Origin of the sequence: Mucilaginibacter antarcticus (genome assembly GCF_042686155.1) — a bacterium.
In the GTDB taxonomy this organism is placed as follows: domain Bacteria; phylum Bacteroidota; class Bacteroidia; order Sphingobacteriales; family Sphingobacteriaceae; genus Mucilaginibacter; species Mucilaginibacter antarcticus.
In genome coordinates, this window is record NZ_JBHUON010000015.1 from 56470 (window position 1) to 74650 (window position 18181).

Annotated in this window: 12 protein-coding genes and 1 tRNA gene; 7 read left to right on the top strand and 6 right to left on the bottom strand. The window is 42.5% G+C overall.

Annotated elements, in window-relative coordinates; translation table 11 throughout:
- Positions 1-5: 5 nt before the first annotated feature.
- Entirely contained in the window at positions 6-3527 is a 3522-nt protein-coding gene (locus ACFSYC_RS12945) for a molybdopterin-dependent oxidoreductase (protein WP_377128223.1), read from the top strand.
- Position 3528: 1 nt separating this feature from the next.
- Positions 3529-4959 carry a rubredoxin gene (locus ACFSYC_RS12950; RefSeq protein WP_377128226.1) on the top strand — a complete coding sequence of 477 codons (1431 nt, stop codon included), beginning with the start codon at positions 3529-3531 and terminating at the stop codon, positions 4957-4959.
- A 6-nt stretch (positions 4960-4965) separates the two neighbouring features.
- Here ACFSYC_RS12950 and ACFSYC_RS12955 read toward each other — a convergent pair whose 3' ends face one another.
- The 4 genes from ACFSYC_RS12955 to ACFSYC_RS12970 all read right to left on the bottom strand — a co-directional run bounded on the left by ACFSYC_RS12955 (position 4966) and on the right by ACFSYC_RS12970 (position 8207).
- Positions 4966-7137, bottom strand: coding sequence for an ATP-binding protein (locus ACFSYC_RS12955; RefSeq protein WP_377128228.1), 2172 nt, complete (start codon positions 7135-7137; stop codon positions 4966-4968).
- A gap of 325 nt (positions 7138-7462) precedes the next feature.
- Entirely contained in the window at positions 7463-7720 is a 258-nt protein-coding gene (locus ACFSYC_RS12960; protein WP_377128231.1) for a GIY-YIG nuclease family protein, read from the bottom strand.
- A 109-nt stretch (positions 7721-7829) separates the two neighbouring features.
- Positions 7830-8087 carry a GIY-YIG nuclease family protein gene (locus ACFSYC_RS12965; protein ID WP_377128234.1) on the bottom strand — a complete coding sequence of 86 codons (258 nt, stop codon included), beginning with the start codon at positions 8085-8087 and terminating at the stop codon, positions 7830-7832.
- Between the two features lie 46 nt (positions 8088-8133).
- Positions 8134-8207 (bottom strand) — tRNA-Met (locus tag ACFSYC_RS12970).
- Positions 8208-8368: 161 nt separating this feature from the next.
- Between ACFSYC_RS12970 and ACFSYC_RS12975 the strand changes: the two genes are divergently transcribed.
- From ACFSYC_RS12975 to ACFSYC_RS12985, 3 genes are all read left to right on the top strand, one after another.
- Positions 8369-8749, top strand: a complete 381-nt coding sequence (locus ACFSYC_RS12975; protein WP_377128237.1) for an START-like domain-containing protein — start codon at positions 8369-8371, stop codon at positions 8747-8749.
- A gap of 29 nt (positions 8750-8778) precedes the next feature.
- Positions 8779-10254 (top strand): LptF/LptG family permease, encoded by a 1476-nt coding sequence (locus tag ACFSYC_RS12980; RefSeq protein WP_377128240.1) that lies wholly within the window; start codon positions 8779-8781, stop codon positions 10252-10254.
- A gap of 142 nt (positions 10255-10396) precedes the next feature.
- The gene (locus tag ACFSYC_RS12985) at positions 10397-11599 is read left to right on the top strand and encodes a bifunctional 3,4-dihydroxy-2-butanone-4-phosphate synthase/GTP cyclohydrolase II (RefSeq protein ID WP_377128243.1); all 1203 of its coding nucleotides are present in this window, start codon (positions 10397-10399) and stop codon (positions 11597-11599) included.
- On the opposite strand, the gene ACFSYC_RS12990 is transcribed toward ACFSYC_RS12985, so the two are convergent.
- Positions 11600-16156: a translocation/assembly module TamB domain-containing protein gene (locus ACFSYC_RS12990; protein ID WP_377128246.1), complete on the bottom strand. Its 4557-nt coding sequence runs from the start codon at positions 16154-16156 to the stop codon at positions 11600-11602. It abuts the gene before it with no gap.
- Between the two features lie 111 nt (positions 16157-16267).
- Here ACFSYC_RS12990 and tsaD point away from each other — a divergent pair, with 111 nt between their 5' ends.
- A complete protein-coding gene (tsaD, locus tag ACFSYC_RS12995; protein ID WP_377128249.1) occupies positions 16268-17272 on the top strand; it encodes a tRNA (adenosine(37)-N6)-threonylcarbamoyltransferase complex transferase subunit TsaD in 1005 nt (334 codons plus the stop codon).
- A gap of 64 nt (positions 17273-17336) precedes the next feature.
- A complete protein-coding gene (locus ACFSYC_RS13000; RefSeq protein ID WP_377128252.1) occupies positions 17337-17546 on the top strand; it encodes a hypothetical protein in 210 nt (69 codons plus the stop codon).
- Here ACFSYC_RS13000 and ACFSYC_RS13005 read toward each other — a convergent pair.
- Entirely contained in the window at positions 17512-18150 is a 639-nt protein-coding gene (locus ACFSYC_RS13005; protein WP_377128255.1) for a polysaccharide deacetylase family protein, read from the bottom strand. The two genes, ACFSYC_RS13000 and ACFSYC_RS13005, sit on opposite strands and share 35 nt — an antisense overlap.
- Between the last annotated feature and the right edge of the window lie 31 nt (positions 18151-18181).

Consider the following 18181-nt stretch of genomic DNA (forward strand, 5'->3'; position numbering starts at 1 on the left):
CAATTATGCAAAAGCAAAAGCGCACCACAAGCCAACTAAGTTCTACCTGCTGTTATTGCGGGGTTGGGTGTGGTGTGCTTTTAAATAAAGAAAAAAACGGAAGTGTTAGCCTTGAGGGCGATAAAGATCACCCGGTAAACAAAGGTGCATTATGCAGCAAAGGCATCAACCTGCACCATACCATAAATGATAAGAGCGACCGCCTGCTGTATCCGCAAATGCGCTACAGCCGCAACATGCCCATGCAACGGGTAAACTGGGACGAAGCCCTTGACCGCACTGCTGCGGTTTTCAAAACCTTTATTGAAAAATACGGACCAGACTCGGTTGCTTTTTATGCTTCAGGGCAGTGTTTAACCGAAGAATATTATGTAGTCAACAAGCTGATAAAAGGTTTTATCGGCAGTAATAATATTGATACCAACTCGCGCTTGTGCATGAGCAGCGCAGTTGTTGGTTATAAAATGGCATTTGGCGAAGACAGCGTACCTGTTTGTTATGATGATATAGAATTGGCCGATTGCTTTTACGTAACCGGCGCCAACCCTGCCTGGTGCCATCCAATTTTATGGCGAAGGGTTGAAGCGCACAAAGCAGCTAACCCGGATGTAAAGGTTATTGTGGTTGATCCGCGCGTTACAGATACCTGCAGCATTGCTGATTTGCATCTTCAGCTTAATCCGGGTACCGATGTTACACTAAACCATGCCATTGGCCGGGTAATTATAGAAAATGGCGATATCGATATTGATTTTATCACCAACCACGCCGAAGGGTTTGAAGCCTATAGTAAATTGGTGTTTGAAAGAACTGTTGCCGAAGCTGCCGTTATATGCGGTGTCAGCGAAGCTGACATCCTCCTGGCAGCCCAGTATATTGGCAATGCCAAGGGCTATATTGCCATGTGGACAATGGGGCTTAATCAAAGCGCCATAGGTGTTAACAAAAATTTGAGCCTTATTAATCTTAACCTAATTACCGGGCATATCGGTAAACCCGGCTCAGGGCCGTTGTCCTTAACCGGTCAGCCTAATGCTATGGGTGGTCGCGAGGTAGGCGGTTTATCAAACCTGTTGCCTGCGCACAGGGATATGGCTAACCCTGCACACCGCGAAGAAGTAGCCCGTTTTTGGGGCGGTACAGCTATCAACCCAAATCCAGGATTAACGGCTACCGAAATGTTTGAGGCATTAAATGATGGGCGTTTAAAGGCTATCTGGATAATGTGTACTAATCCCATCACCAGTATGCCCAACGCGCGTTTGGTAGAAGAGGCTTTGAAGAAAGCAAAGTTTGTAGTGGTGCAAGAGATCAGCAATAAGCCCGAAACCCTGGCTTTTGCCGATGTGATTTTGCCCGCCGCTGCCTGGGCCGAAAAGGAAGGCACCATGACCAACTCTGAGCGCCGTATTAGTTATTTAAACAAGTTGATCGATCCACCCGGCGAAGCGTTGGCCGATGCAGAAATCATATGTCGATTTGCGCGTAAATTGGGCTACAAAGGGTTTGATTATGAAAACCCGGCCGCTATTTATGCCGAGCATGTAAAGCTAACCGCCAAAACCAATATCGACATTAGCGGCCTGAGTTATGGGGTGCTGAAAGAAAGAAAAACGGTACAGTGGCCCTATAAAAAGAAAAATGCCGGTGCAGGCACGCCGCGCTTGTTTACCGATAAAAAATTTTATACCCCAACACAAAAAGCCAAAATACATGCTGTTGCTGATACGCTTACCAGCGAGTTGCCGGATAATGATTTTCCGTTCATTCTAACCACTGGCCGTATTCGTGATCAATGGCATACCATGAGCAAAACCGGGAAGGTAAATAAGCTTAATCAGCATTACCAGCAGTCGTTTTTAGAGATTAATCCTGCCGATGCCGGCCGTTTAGGTATTAAGGAGGGCGATGTCAGCATCATAACCTCTAAGCGTGGTACGGTACAGGTTAAGGCTAAAATATCGAACCAAATAAAACAAGGCGTAGTGTTTTTGCCTATGCACTGGGGCAAGATTTTAGGTAATGATCTTAACCGGGCAAACAACATTACCAGTGACAGGGTCGACCCTATATCTAAAGAGCCCGACTTTAAATTTTGCGCCGTGAACGTCACCCGCTTTAAAAAGCCTTTTCAGCGCATCGTGGTTATTGGCGCCGGTGCCGGGTCTTACGGTTTTGTAAAATCATACCGCGAGTTAAACTGCGATGATCAAATCACTGTGTTTAGTAAAGAAAATCATCCATTTTACAACCGAGTTATGCTGCCCGACTACATTAGCGGCGAGCAGCAGTGGGAGCAATTGGTAAAAATGACGGACGAGGAAGAACCGGGTTACAACATCAACCTGCTGCGCGGCGTAAGCATTGAGCGGGTTGACCGCGAAAACAAGTTTGTGGTTGATTCGCGCGGTATCAAAACTCCTTATGATGTGTTGCTGATGGCTACGGGCAGCCGTGCGGCAGTGCCTAAAAATGTGCCAACACTGCCGGGTATTTTTACCATGCGTACCCGTAACGATGCCGATGGCTTTAAAAAACACGTGCCCGCAAACGGCCATGTGGTTATTGTGGGTGGCGGTTTGTTGGGCTTAGAGATGGCAGCTTCGCTTCGCGAGATAGGTGTACGGATAACCATTATACAACGTACCTCGCGGTTTTTAAACCGCCAGTTAGATGCTTTGGGTAGCCAGTTGCTGCACGAGGAAATGGTTGACCAGGATTGCGATATTTATTATGATGATGAGATTCAGTTGTTTTATGGCCGATCAAAATTAACCGGGATAGGCTTAAAAAGCGGTCGCAAAATAAATTGCGATGCTATGATACTAGCTGTAGGCACCACGCCTAATATGGAGCTTGCCAAAGCCTGCGGACTGGAATGTCGCCGAGGTGTATTAGTTAATGAGCGTTTGCAAACCAGCGATCCAAACATTTATGCTATTGGCGAAATTGCTGAATTTAACGGCACACTTTACGGCATTACCGCAGCAGCCGAGCAGCAGGCCCACGTGGTTGCCGAGTACATGAACGGTGACATTGCCAGCTATTACCAAGGCAGCCTGTTTATGAATATTATCAAGATCCACGGTTTTGATTTGTGTAGCATTGGACTGCCTGAGTGCCCGGATGACCCGGCGTACGAGGAAGTGGTATTTATTGATAAGGCCAAACGTTACTATAAAAAATGTATCATTCATCAAGACAGGTTGGTGGGCACCATTTTGATTGGCGACAAAGGCGAATTCCAGGAATTTAGGGACCTGATAGCCAATAAAACCGAACTAAGCGAAAAGCGCCTGCAATTATTGCGCAGTGGGAGCAAGGCCGAACCGGTATTGGGTAAGTTGGTTTGTAGCTGCAACAACGTAGGTAGCGACAATATCTTTAAAAAGATTGAAGAGGGATGCCATACATTAAAAGATGTATGCACAGGAACAGGTGCTGGTACAGGGTGCGGATCATGCCGCCCGGAAGTAAAACGTTTGTTAGACGAAGCATTAGGAAACTTTTTAGCAAAAGCCGTTTAAAATGGAGCACCTCATCAAAATTAACCTGCCGGGTGGCTTTATATCAGCTGGTGACTTGTATGAAATACTGTTAATAGCTGAAAGCGCCGGTGCAACTGATATTCGTTTTGGCAACCGCCAGCAATTGTACTTTAAGGTAACTGCGGATAATTTAGAGGACCTGGAACTCGATATGCTCAAATCTGAGATTAGCTACGAAACGGATGCGGACATTCATCCCAATATTATCAGCTCGTATGTGGCTGATACCATTTTTACCCATCAGGAAGCTTGGCTGCGCGAGGGTGTTTACAAAGATATTTTTGATGGCTTTGACTATCAGCCCAAGCTTAAAGTGAATGTTGTTGATAGCAATCAAACTTTTGTGCCGTTTTATAGCGGTAACATCAATTTCATTTCTTCGGTTGTAAATAATTACTGGTTTGTTTACATCAGGTTTCCTAAAACAATCAAGGTGTGCTGTTTTCCGTCGTTGGTGTATTCTGAAGATATTCCCGCATTCGCCAAAGCTGCTGAAGAGCTTATTTTGCAGCAAAAGGATTTGTTTTATGATCAGTCGGTTGTTGACGAGGATTTATTCTTTGAAACCCTATTAGCGCGGCTGCCATTGGCGTATCGCCAAATAAGCGAAGCCTTAAAACTGCCGGATTTTTCCTTGCCCTATTACGAAGGATTTAATAAATACAGTAATAAATATTGGCTGGGTATTTACCGCCGTAACGAGTTGTTTAAGCTGAGCTTTTTAAAGGATATTTGTTTATTATGCCTTAAAAGTCGCATAGGGCAGGTGTACAGTACGCCATGGAAATCTATCATTATTAAAGGTATTGAACAAACTGATCGCAATCTATGGGGGCAGATATTAAGCAGGCATCGTCTTAATATAAGGCATGCCGCAAATGAGCTTAACTGGCAGGTAGAGGATATTTGCGAAGAAGGGCTGGCCCTAAAACAGCACCTTGTACAACAATTTGAAGGGGCTGATTTACGTACTTATCAATTAAGTTTCGCAATAAAAACACAACCCAAAACCGGTTTGCAGGCATCTGTCGTTCTCAAAAAAACCGCGTCGGGCTTGTATGATATTTTGCATACACGCGATTTTAACCCTAACTCTAAAGAAGAAATTTTTTATGCTACGCAGGTAGAGCCACAAGGCTTAAGTGAGAAACTTATTGCACTGTGCGGTGGATTTTATGACCGGCAAAGCAGTAGTAGTCTATTGGCGGTATCCGACGCCGTGGATGAAACTATCATACAGCAAGAAATAATAAACGTTTATGAATGCAAATGCTGTCTTACCCGGTACGACGAACGTTATGGTGACCCACAAAATGACATTGAAAAGGGTACACCGTTTGATACTTTAACCGATTATTGCTGCCCTGTTTGTGAAGCGCCTGCTGTCGAGTTTTCGTTGATAGAGGCGTAGACCTAGTTATGCCGTTATGGGTAGTGTAAACCAAAACGTACTTCCCTTGCCAAGTTCACTATCCACACCGATCTCGCCGCCATGCCTTTTAACTATCTCTGCACTTATGTAAAGGCCAAGCCCTAAGCCACTATAGTTTTTACTGGAGTGGTCTGCACGATAGTAGCGGTCAAAAAGGAAAGGTATTTTCTCTGGTGCAACGCCTGGGCCGGTGTCCCTCACAGAAACTTTAGCTTTGTTATCAATTTTTTCGACGATAAGATAAATGTTTTTGGAGCTTGGGGCATACTTCACCGCATTGTTTACAAAGTTAACTACAACCTGATCTATGCGGTGTTCATCTGCATAAATTTGTAATTTATCATCACCTTGTAATATAAGTTCATGCTGTCCCTCTACGCGGACATGGTTACAACAAAGATTGAGCATTTCTGCAATAGTAAAAGTGGTTTTATCTAAGGGCAATTGCCCTTCTGTGAGGCGGTTTACGTTCAATAATTCATCTATCAAGACGCCCATTTTGTCCATGCTTCGGTTAGCTTGGTCAATAAGCTTTGCCTGCATTGGCAATGCAGGTTGATTTTTCATCCTGTCCAACAATTGTAAAGAGGCTTTCAGGCTGGTAATGGGTGTTTTTAGCTCGTGGCTGGCTATACTTAAAAATTCGTCCTTACGCTGCTCTAAGCTATGCTGTTCGGTTATATCAGTATTAGTTCCAAACCAATTCAATATTTCCCCCTCTGCATTTTTAATGGGTACAGCACGCGATAAAAACCAACGGTATTTCCCATTCGTTCCTAACAACGGAAACACGTCTTCCCAATCTTCACCACTTTTAAAATGGCGTGCAATTTTCTCAGCTACCCGGTCCAAATGGTCGGGGTGATGAACCCTTTGCCAACCCCCACCTTGCATTTCTTCTAATGTTGTGCCAGTAAAATCAAACCAACGTTTGTTATACCAAAAAATTGAACCTTCCGCATTGGCCATCCAGGCAAGTTGCGCAATGTTGTCCGATATCATGCGGAAGCGCTGTTCCGCGGCCTCTAATTGTAAACGAGCTTCTACATGGGTAGTAACATCGGTCGCTACAACCATGATATCTCGGGTAGTGTCATTATCTCCCTTTATCGGATGATAAACAAAATTTATATAGCAATCTCGTAATGTGCCTTCCTGTATTAGCGAAACTTTAACTTCGTTACCATAAAAAGGCTGTCCGCTAGTAAATACATTATCCAGTATTTCTAAAAAGGGTTGACCTTCCAGCTCGGGCAAAGCAACATGCAAGGGCTGGCCTATTATTGCTGCGCTCTTGCCCCAAATATCAAGTATCATTTGATTGGCAGAGCTAACAATTAGCTTGCGCCCTCCTAAAGTGGCGATTGCAACCGGTGCCTGAGTGATTAAGTTACGAAAACGAGATTCGCTCTCCATCAAGCTTTCATTGGCTTTAACCAAATGCTCTTGCGAAGAATGTAGTTCTTTATTTGCAGCATTTAATTCTTCATTAATGGCTGCTGCTTCGTCCATTATAGAATTAACAGTTGCCTGCGACTGGCGCAGGTCTTCGTTTATCGTCGTTAATTCATCATTAATGGCCTCAGTCTCTTCTCGTTGTTGGGTTAGGTCGTCATTTGCGACTTGCTGCTTGTTAATTTCAGTCAGCGCAGATAACCGTAATTCTACCTGGTCCATTGCAGCTCTCGCTAAACCAGCTAATATTTTCTCGTCTTGCTTTGAAAATAAGCGGGGTTGTTTATCTATTACACACAAGGTGCCTATCATAAAGCCGTCATGAGTAATTAGCGGGGCGCCGGCGTAAAAACCTAAGCCAAAATCGCCGGCGACGTTAGGGTTGGCAATTAAACAGGGTTCTTTAAGAGCGTCTTCAAAAACGGTAACCCGTTCATCAAGTATAGCCAGTGCGCAAAGGCTGTGGCCCCGGTTGGCTTCTTTAGCTTTACCCATTCCGACATTTGACTTGAAGAAAACGCGGTCAGCATCTACTAACGATAAGAGGGAAATAGGAACATTGAAAATCTCCGACGCCAATTTGGCAATATTATCAAATGATTCTTCGGATGGGGTGTCCATAATCCGGTAACGTTTAAGCGCAATGAGACGCTCAGCATCGTTGTCGGGAACAATGTTTTTTCCGAAAGTGTTTTCAATCATTTGTTTTAATTAATAAAAGGGAAGGCAAAGATAATAATTTAACTAGAACAAAAATTAAAATAGGTAAAGATCAAGTGTTGTTTTCGTTAAATGATATTAATGCCCTCAATTTAGCATTAATATCTGGTATGTCGTTGTGTAAATAGTTGGATTGCAAAGTTTTAAGGTTTGGTTCGTGATAGGGTTTGAGCGCTTAGATGATAGCATCTTTAAAAGAAATAAAAAAGCCTGTCACATTTTCATGTAACAGCCTTCTACGAGTAGCGGGGAGCAGGATCGAACTGCCGTCCGTTAGCTAACGGATATGATGCTACGCTCTAGCCATCTAAAAGCTTAATTTTTCTATTATAATGCTCCGAATACTAGCGCGTCCTTTAGATGATTTTAATTGTTTCTCCCTTTTCATAGCGTCAGATTTCATGTCAAACTGTTCCGTATGAACAATTGTCCACGGACGATATTTAATTGTATGACCTTTAGTAGCCAATTCATTATGAGAAAGGAGGCAGTTATGCAAATCAGCTGTATAGCCAACGTAAATTTGATCAAATAACGGGGAATACAAAACGTAAACGGTAAACATACGCTGGGATTAAAGTAGGAAGGCCCCTTAAAGGGGCCTCACCGGTAGCGGGGAGCAGGATCGAACTGCCGTCCGTTAGCTAACGGATATGATGCTACGCTCTAGCCATCTAAAAGCTTAATTTTTCTTTTATAATGCTCCGAATACTAGCGCGTCCTTTAGATGATTTTAATTGTTTCTCCCTTTTCATAGCGTCAGATTTCATGTCAAACTGTTCCGTATGAACAATTGTCCACGGACGATATTTAATTGTATGACCTTTAGTAGCCAATTCATTATGAGAAAGGAGGCGGTTATGCAGATCAGCTGTATAGCCAACGTAAATTTGATCAAATGACGGGGAATACAAAACGTAAACGGTAAACATACGCAGGGATTAAAGTAGGAAGGCCCCTTAAAGGGGCCTCTACCAGTAGCGGGGAGCAGGATCGAACTGCCGACCTTAGGGTTATGAATCCTACGCTCTAACCATCTGAGCTACCCCGCCTTACATAAAATCAGTAGTTAATTCTGAGTTTTGTTATGCTTTTTTTATTGGGATGTTCTATAAAGGCGTCCCCTAAAAAAGGTTTGCAAATATAGGATAAATTCGTTTCCTTTAAAAAAAATCTTAACATTGCAGCTTAAGCCTGATTTATAGACCCCTTTATGTCTGAGAAGAAGAAGTTTACTATTGAGTATGAAATCAAATCATCTCCGAGAATATTATATACCTTTTTAAATGAACCTAACGGCTTATCGCAATGGTTTGCTGATGATGTATCCGTACGCGACTCGCTTTATACCTTTACCTGGGATGGCGAGGAACAGAAAGCCAAACTGGTAACTATTAAAGAAAATAAATTGGTAAGGTTTAAATGGTTGGATGATGAGCCACAGTGTTATTTTGAAATGGAAATTATCCAGGACGAACTGACCAACGATGTAGCCTTAGGCATTACCGATTTTGCCCTGCCAGAACTTGTTGGCGAAAGAAAATTAATCTGGGATAATCAGATTCAGTACCTTATTAGCGTTATAGGTGCCTAACGGGATAATTTTTCCCTAATTTTGCGCCAGTGAAAAAAATACACCTGCTATTGCTAAAATCATTTATAAGGCCCTTTTTGGTGACCTTTGTGATAGTGATGTTTGTGTTGTTAATGCTGTTTCTATGGAAATACATTGATGATCTTATAGGCAAAGGTTTCGAGTGGTATGTAATAGCCGAGCTGATGCTATACGCCTCGGCAACTAACGTGCAAATGGCACTGCCTCTGTCGGTACTGCTTTCTTCTATAATGACCTATGGCAGCCTAGGCGAGAATTACGAGTTGGTTGCTATCAAGTCTGCCGGTATATCATTAACGCGTGCCATGTATCCCATGCTGGTAACGGTGTTAATATTAGGTATAGGCGCATTCTTCTTTTCTGATTATATGTTACCCAAAGCCAATCTAAAGTACTATTCGTTACTTTGGGATGCCCGCGAACAAAAGTCGGCTAATTTTTTGCCTGAGGGTGTTTTTAGCAGCAGTTTCCCAGACTATACCATCAGGGTTGAAAAAAAAGACGAGGATGGACAAACTCTGCATGGTCTTACCATTTATTACAAAGGTTCAAATTTTGGTGACCAGCCTTTTGTTATGAAGGCGAAGAACGGCAGGATGGTACGCTCAAATGACAATAAGTATCTGGTAATTTATCTGGAAGACGGCATTCGTTATGAGGAAGCTCCGGGCACCGGCGCTTTTAATCCACACCCACGGCAAACATTTACCAGGTATCGTTTTAAGTTTACGCAACAAAAGCTGAAGCTTGAGGGGCTGGGATTTAAACGTACGGACGAAAAACTATTTTCGAGCGCGTTCCAAATGATGAGCCGCAGATTGTTGTTAGACACCATTAGCAAAATAGACCATGTTATAGATAGCGGCCGCCGGGTCAACTTTGCGCAGGCATCAGCTTATATAAAATACTTTAACATGCCTAAAAAGCCCACCGATAGTACTTTGAAAATTGAGAAGTACAATCAGGGTGTCATGTCGTTTGGCAATAACTCGCAAGAAGGTGGTTATATTCAAAACGCTTTAGGTGAGGCAAGGTCGGTGTTGGATTTGATGAAATCTCGTGCCGATAGGTATAAGGAGGCTTCGTATAGCGTCCATAGTGCAGCGGTTGAGTATCAAAAGAAATTTACCTTATCAGCTGCCTGCCTGGTACTATTTTTAATAGGGGCACCGTTAGGCGCAATCATACGTAAAGGGGGGTTGGGCCTCCCGGTAGTAGTGTCGGTAGTATTTTTCCTTATCTATCACATTATATCAACCATTGGCGAAAAGGCCGTAAAAGCCGGCGATGCTTCGCCGCTTGTAGGCATGTGGATAGCTATCGCGATATTAACCCCTATAGGTTTGTTCCTTTCATACAAAGCCGCGAATGACTCGGTAATATTTGATGCTGATTTATACAAACGCTTGCTAAATAACAGTGTTGGCCGTGTGCTTTCAGCCTTTAAAAGCAAAGTAAATTTGGCGGGTAAAAGTGTTGAGTAATAAGGGCTAAACATACCTTCGATTGCTAATAATTTATAAAGCACTAAGTTTACAAACTACCGACGCTATATTTTAGATTAACCATTAACTTTGTTATTGTAAGGGGCGTATCTATCGCAAAAGCTTACCAGAACTAAATCAAATGCTGAACACCATTCCAGAAGCCATTGAGGCAATAAAGGCCGGTAAAATTATTATTGTTGTTGATGATGAGGATCGCGAGAATGAAGGCGATTTTTTAGTAGCGGCACATTACGCCACACCCGAGGCTGTTAACTTTATGGTACGTCATGGTCGTGGGTTGGTTTGTGCGCCAATTACACAACAACGCGCCAGCGAGCTGGAATTAGAGCCAATGGTGAGCCATAATACCACATCATACGAAACCAACTTCACTGTATCTGTAGATCTTTTAGAAGGCTGTACCACCGGTATTTCCGCATCAGACCGGTCAAAGACCATTATGGCGTTGATTGATCCCGCCACTAAGCCCGAACACCTGGGCCGACCGGGGCATATATTTCCTTTAATAGCCAAAAATGGGGGCGTGCTGCGTCGTGCCGGGCATACCGAAGCGACGATTGACTTTGCTGTATTAGCCGGGCTTGAGCCTGCAGGTGTTATCTGCGAGATAATGACCGAAGATGGCGAAATGGCCCGTTTGCCCGAATTGCTTGAACTGGCCAAAACGCATAATATGGTTATTGTATCCATTAAAGATCTGATAGCTTACCGTTTAGATGCAGAGACGATGATCCGTAAGGAGGTATCAGTGAGATTACCCACAGAGTGGGGCGATTTTGAAATGATTGCCTACACCCAACTTAACACCGGCGAAAACCATATGGCCCTTGTTAAAGGCGAGTGGGAACCCGACGAACCGGTAATGGTACGTGTGCATAGTTCATGCGTTACAGGCGACATCTTTGGATCATGCAGGTGCGATTGTGGTCCGCAGTTACATAAAGCTATGGAGATGATAGCAGCCGAAGGCAAAGGCGCCATAGTTTACATGAATCAGGAAGGTAGGGGTATTGGCTTAGTTAATAAACTAAAGGCTTACAATCTGCAGGATAATGGCTTTGACACTGTTGAAGCAAATCTTCAATTAGGCTTTAAGATGGATCAGCGTGACTACGGCATTGGTGCACAAATATTGCGTAGCCTGGGAATATCAAAAATGCGCTTAATGAGTAACAATCCAAAAAAACGTGCCGGGTTGATTGGTTACGGTTTAGAGGTGGTTGAAAATATCGCTATCGAGATTGCCTCAAACCCACATAATGAAGCTTACCTTAAAGCTAAACGCGACAAGATGGATCACACCATCATGCGCGATCATTAATTAATCTTCGTAATCATCTTTCCTCGCAGGCTGGACCGGTTGTACTGGTGTGGTTGTAGGCGTACTGCCTGATAATGGTGTAGTTGTCGGCGTTGGTAACGGCGCAATGGGTAGTGCCCTATTTGGGTTTCGTCCCCTTGTAAATAGTCTTCTGAAAAATTCGCCGAAGGTGTCAAAATCCCGTTGATACACCAAACCTAAACCATTTACATACTGCGGCGCCAATTGGCCAATTGTATTCAAAGTAGTGGTGTTGAGTACCCTATAAGAATAACGTGCCTTCAAGGATCCATCCGGACGTATGAGATAAGAAGTTTCAAAGTCTTTAGTAAGGTTGCCAAAATTTGAGTTTAAAAGATTTTGGTTGTTAAAAAGATCATTGCTACCTGTGCTGTTGTTGTATAAACTGCCGCTAAAGCTTAGCCTGTCGTTAAAGAATTTCAAGGATGCGCTGGCATCATTAAATGATCGTATGTTGAAATCGAAATATTTAATGTTTGATTGCGCTATCAGGTTGTTAATCTTATTAAATGCAAACTCGCTCACCGCGCTACTGGCGGTAGCAAAAGCCTGGTTAGCAAAGTTGCTACCCGTGCCAGAATTAAAGTTTCGCCTTACAATAACACTTAGCGCCTGTTGATTACGGTTATTAGCATCGGCCAGGTAAGTGCCTACATCATCTTTAACAGACGGATTGGTAGGAAAAGTGAAATCAAAATCAATCTGCGGTTGTATTAACGATTTGGTTAACAATAATTCTGCCTGTACCAATACCAACTCACTTCCTTTAGGCGATTGTAAGCCTGCCGCAGTATATAATGGTTTTATATCCGTCCGTACCTCGTAGGTAGCTTTAAGGTTTATCTCTGCATTAGCCGGATTACCTGTCCAGCGGATGGTGCCGCCCTGATTTATAGTGAATTTTTTGTTGATGAAGTTTTTGGCTGTAAAATCAAAATTACCCGAGGTGATTATAAACTCGCCAAACATATCAAAATCGCCAAAGCTGTTGATGCGCAGCTTCAGATTTTTTGACTGTCCACTGCCTTCTAACACACCGTAATCCGTAGTGATCTTTACTATGGCTTTTTCATCAACAGTAAGGTCAAAGTTTAGGGTAACGCCATTAAATGATTTAACTTTTTCTTCGCCTTTTAAGCCTATCGTGTCTTTATGGCTCACAAACTTAATAAAATCGTATTCGCTTACGGTTGAGGATGTATTTAATGGAAGGTTAAACACCGTACCGGCTTGGGTAGTAGCGGTAATATTAATGTTCATGTTATCAACCGGACCGCTAAAGCTAAAATCGCCAGAGGCAAATGCTTTACCAAAATAGATGTGATTATCTTTAAAGTTAGTGTTAAGCGCCATCAGATTACGCGCTACTAAGTCCACGTTGATAGTAGGGTTAGAAAGGCTGTTCAGATCGACCGTGCCTTTGGCAGTACCACTACCACCATAAATGTCTTTCAACACCAGGTTATTGATGTTTACTACACTGTTTTTTACACTTAGCTTATCGCTTATGGTGTAGGCTGTTTTTAAGTAGTTAACCGTTAAGCCGGTATTGTTCAGCGTGAGATCGCCATTCAACTCAGGCTTTGATAAAGATCCGGTCAGTTTCAAGTCGGTGGATATGGTTCCTTTTAAATCTGAAACCAGGTCTTTGATAAACGGCTCAAAAATGATAGCCTCGGTTTCGCGCATTTTTACGTCGAAGTCCAGCTTGTCATCTTTATCTGTGCCTAGGTAATAAGCACCACCAATGTTCAGCGTTTCAAGGCCTTTGTTCAGAATGTTAATATTTACATTGGCCTGCTTGCGTTCGTTATCCAGGTTTGATAGTACTTTGATATTGCCCACCAGGGTATTATTCATCTTAAACGAATCGATATTCAGCTTGGCATCAATGCCCGGTGATTTAAGTATGGAGCTAAACACCACATCGCCATTTAGTGTGCCACTTATATTAAGAGCCGCAGCTTTAGTGAGTTCGTTAAGTGTACTCATCCTAAACTTGTTAAAGGTAAGTGTCAACTTATCAGCAGAGTTGTCAGATATAAATCCATCAATGCGGGCACGTTGCTCCCCATTTGAAAGCTCAAAATTCTCAATCTTAGTTTTACCATCAAGCAAACGTATACGCACTTGCTCCTGCAAACGCCACTTTTGACCTTCTAAAATGATATCAGACGGCAGTAGCTTTAATTTGGCCGTAGTGTCCCTGCCAAACTCCACCAAGCCGTAAAGATCTAACTGATTAGTAGCGTCTTTGTCTGCCAGCTTAACGTTAAACTGAAGGCTATCGTTGTTTACAAAATTGGTAATGTTAATGTCCTTGATAAATAAATCATCACTAAGGTCTACACGTTTTAATGATACGTTGAGCGCCAGGTTTTCATCACTGGTGCTTTCGTCCAAAATAAGGTCGTGAAAAACCATTTTGTTGTATTTAATGGTCTTTACGTAACCCGTTAAAGTAGCCGTTTTCTCGGCCGAATTAAACTGGCCAATAAATGTACCCTGTTCCGGTATCTTCAATGCCGGTAAAAATATCGCGGTCAGTGGGTCAAGATTCTTTATCTTGAGGTTAAGCTCAAAATGTTGTGGTTTTGTTGGGGTTATATTTGTTTTTAGCGATGGTATGTATTTTTTTGCGATACTTTTAAAGTACGATGGTAAAGTAGCCAGATCATAGCTTCCTTTAATACTACCGTCTAAAGCATCAGACCGTAAGGCTATCAACCGCTCGTCGCCTTTGCCGGTGGCAGATATATAAACAGAGTCAAGCAAATAATTATTCCGTGGATCAACTATCCTAACCGGCGAAAGTAAAATGTTGCCCTCAAAATTTTTCAGGTCGGTACCAGAAAACCTGGTTCGTAACTGCGCGCTGATAACTATGGTGTCTTTAGTTAATTTTAGGGTATTCAGGTTAGCATCATTAACATTAGCTACAAAACTGTAAACGGGCAGGGTAGGGTTAAGGTCCATGCTGCCGGTGCCGTCAAACTTAATGTGCTTGTCATTAATGGATAGCTTGGCGCTTATTTTTTTGTTAACGTATGTACCGTTTACCGCTATGTTTTTGTAACTATAGCCTTTAAAAGTAAAATAGGCTATGTTAGCGCTTACGTTTTCGTTTAGGTTTTTAAGCCCATTGCCACTACCTTTTATGTTGGCTTTAAAAGTGGTGCGGCCAATAATATTGTCGCCAATTAGTGTACCCAGGTCAAAGTCATACGCGTTGACAGTACCGCTGTAAGTCGGCACACCGGCTTTGTTCATTTTTAGTTTAATGTCGGGATCAAACCTGCCAAGCTGTGTTTTAAATACGCCTTTAGCGGCCAAATCGTTTTGGAAACCTTTAATAGAGCCGGTAAAGTTGATATTGCCAAATCGTCCTACCAAGTCTGGTACGGTAGCTTTAGCATTGCCACTAAAATTCTTAATCAGTACATTCAGGTCTTTTTTATTGGTAGCCAACTGGTCAAATTTTAAATCCAGATAAGTATGCTCCAAGTCGGGCAATCCTTTTAGTGTAAAATCGCCCTTTAAAAAAGTAGCTTGCCCGGCAGTAACTGTAAGATTGTTAGCTTTCAGGTTATTCACTTTACCGCGGATGCGGCCGTCAATGCCCAAGTCGAACTTTACGCCGTCAAGCCCGGTAGTGAAATAGGCTATATCTTTTGATGATATGCGCGACCCCTTGATGTTGCCGTCCATATAAACCTTGGTTGTAAAGTCGCCAAGATCTTTGAACGATTTAAAGCGCATGTCCAGGTAGTTCCTTATCAATGAGTTTGGGGTTTCAATGATAAGGTTTTTAGCTAGTATGCGGTTGGTATCGATAGCGAGGAGCCCCGTTAGATTTTTAAGGTAAAAGCCGGCCTTTTCTTTCAAGGTAAGATGCTGTACATCACCCATAAAAGTATGGTTCTTGATGTCCATGTTATTTACCGTTACGCTGAAATTAGAGACATCGAGATCAGAAAAATTAATGCCTTTTATTTTCTCTTTATTGTTTAAGTCGTAATACCTGAAATGGAAATTATTAACTACCGATTTTTGAAAGACTAAGGTCCAGGGTTTACCCGGATTGGCCTTTGTTGCTGCTTTCGAGGCCAGGCTGTCAAGAACAAATTGCAGGTTGGTACTGCTATTTTTATAGTTTTTTAAATAGAAAGATCCGTTATCCAGCTGTATCAGCTTAAAGTTAAGTTTACGCGCGCTAATGCTGTTAAAAATAGAGAAGCCATCAAGTTCAACAGTAAGCTTTGGCGTGCGTATTAAGGTGTCGCGTTGTTTGTCAAGGATATACAGATCCTCTAAGACAATGGCTGTAAAGGGTTTGATATAAAGGCTCTTGATATCAACCTCAGTCGCCAATTTTTTTGATAGATACGCGGTAGCCTTTTTAGCTGCCCAGGTTTGCACCGGTTTGTACTGAAACAGCAACAAGGCAATGCTTACCGTTAACAGTAGGAACAATACAATGCCTAAGGCTATTTTTAGTACTTTTTTAATAACTTTGTTGTTTAGTTCTAAATTCAAAAGTAAAATTCAAAAACGCGTAAAGTGTTTTGATTTTTGAATTTATAATGTATTTATATTCAATAGTTGCAGTCGGTTTCGACTTTAACTTTTGAGTTTGATTTTAAAAGCATGCCACCTGTAATTTTAGCCATCGAGTCATCTTGCGATGATACCTCTGCCTCAGTATGTGTTGACGGGATTGTGTTAAGCAATGTTATTGCCAATCAATCCATTCATGAAGCCTACGGTGGTGTTGTCCCTGAGCTTGCCTCCAGGGTGCATCAGCAAAATATCGTTCCGGCGGTTCAACAGGCGCTTGCAAAAGCAAAAGTAAGCAAAAATGACGTTGATGCAGTAGCTTTTACGCGCGGCCCGGGACTTTTAGGGTCATTATTAGTAGGTGTTTCTTTCGCCAAGGCGTTTGCGCTGTCAAAAAACATCCCGCTAATAGAAATTAACCATATGCAGGCGCATGTTTTAGCGCATTTCATAGGGTCAAACAAACCATCATTTCCGTTTTTATGCCTTACCGTATCGGGCGGGCATACGCAGATTGTTTTGGTTAAAGACTATTTTGATATGGAGGTAGTTGGCCAAACTCTTGATGACGCGGCGGGCGAAGCCATGGATAAAACCAGCAAGATACTGGGACTGCCTTACCCCGGCGGTCCGTTGATTGATAAGCACGCCCGTTTGGGAAACCCGGAAGCTTATAGGTTTCCGGAACCACAGATCCAGGGCTTTGACTTTAGCTTTAGCGGCTTGAAAACCTCAATACTTTATTTTATAAGGGATAACGTAGCTAAAAACCCTGATTTTATTGCGGAGAATATTAATGATATATGCGCATCGGTAGAAGGAAGAATTGTAAGCATCTTACTAAACAAGCTCAAAAAAGCCGCTGATCTTTATGATATAAAAGATGTGGCTTTAGCAGGCGGTGTTTCAGCAAACACAGGTTTAAGGCAAGGGCTGCAAAAAATGGGCGAAAAGAACGGCTGGAATTGTTTTATCCCTGAGATGCAATACTGCACAGATAACGCAGGTATGATAGCCATAGCAGGCTACCATAAGTATTTAAAGGGCGATTTTGCGGGGCAAGACGTCGTTCCGCTGGCAAGGATGCCATTTTAGCCACCATCCCCCTATGGGAGAATCGTGGATTTATATATAACATTAATTGAGTTAAAAATAACATATGTCGGCACCTTCACTAATTTTCTGGATAACATTTGTAGTGCCGTTTGTGGCGTTTTTGGTTTGGCTTATGCGCCAGGACAAACGTAAAGGCTGGATTGGGCTTATTGTTTTAAGCATCATTGTGATAGGGGCTATCACCTATACGATTATCAAAAAAGATGGTCAGGCTGACCCTAATACAGAGCAGACTCAGCAGGCACCAGACTAAAGTTGTACCCTTGCGCTGCCCAATATTCCATCGCTCTTGGTAACGCATACGCTAATCGATCAAAAGCCTTAAGGCTATCATGAAACAAGACTATATCGCCGCTGGCGGTATTTTTAATTACGTTTTGCAGGCATTTTTCGGGTTTTAAGCTAGTGTCAAAGTCGCCGCTTAATACGTTCCACATGATAAATTGCATGTGGGGATGGGTTTCTTTGATCAACTTTGATTGCGATCTTTTTATGCGGCCATAAGGCGGACGAAACATGTTACCCCCTATGATTTTATCAGCCTCTAAAAAATTATCTACATAGGTTTTATCAGTAGTATCCCAACCTTTAAGGTGATTGTAGGTATGGTTACCAATAGCGTGACCATCGGCTTTTACCTGTTCAAAAACATCCGGATGTTTCCGGATGTTATCGCCGATGCAAAAAAACGTAGCTTTGGCATTATACTGCTTTAAAATATTTAATACGAAGGGTGTAACAATGGGTATAGGCCCATCGTCAAAAGTAAGATAAATACAACGGGTGCTTCTGTCACTGTCCCACGTTAAATGAGGATATAGCTTTTTAAGCAACCAGGGTGTTTTTACCAAATACATATTAACAGAACAGAGATTTAAGGAATAAGAT

Bases quoted from the DNA above. Each gene is read 5' to 3' on its own strand.
- ACFSYC_RS12945 (WP_377128223.1), top strand. From the start codon at position 6: ATGCAAAAGCAAAAGCGCACCACAAGCCAACTAAGTTCTACCTGCTGT.
- ACFSYC_RS12950 (WP_377128226.1), top strand. From the start codon at position 3,529: ATGGAGCACCTCATCAAAATTAACCTGCCGGGTGGCTTTATATCAGCT.
- ACFSYC_RS12955 (WP_377128228.1), bottom strand. From the start codon at position 7,137: ATGATTGAAAACACTTTCGGAAAAAACATTGTTCCCGACAACGATGCT.
- ACFSYC_RS12960 (WP_377128231.1), bottom strand. From the start codon at position 7,720: ATGTTTACCGTTTACGTTTTGTATTCCCCGTTATTTGATCAAATTTAC.
- ACFSYC_RS12965 (WP_377128234.1), bottom strand. From the start codon at position 8,087: ATGTTTACCGTTTACGTTTTGTATTCCCCGTCATTTGATCAAATTTAC.
- ACFSYC_RS12975 (WP_377128237.1), top strand. From the start codon at position 8,369: ATGTCTGAGAAGAAGAAGTTTACTATTGAGTATGAAATCAAATCATCT.
- ACFSYC_RS12985 (WP_377128243.1), top strand. From the start codon at position 10,397: ATGCTGAACACCATTCCAGAAGCCATTGAGGCAATAAAGGCCGGTAAA.
- tsaD (WP_377128249.1), top strand. From the start codon at position 16,268: ATGCCACCTGTAATTTTAGCCATCGAGTCATCTTGCGATGATACCTCT.
- ACFSYC_RS13000 (WP_377128252.1), top strand. From the start codon at position 17,337: ATGTCGGCACCTTCACTAATTTTCTGGATAACATTTGTAGTGCCGTTT.
- ACFSYC_RS13005 (WP_377128255.1), bottom strand. From the start codon at position 18,150: ATGTATTTGGTAAAAACACCCTGGTTGCTTAAAAAGCTATATCCTCAT.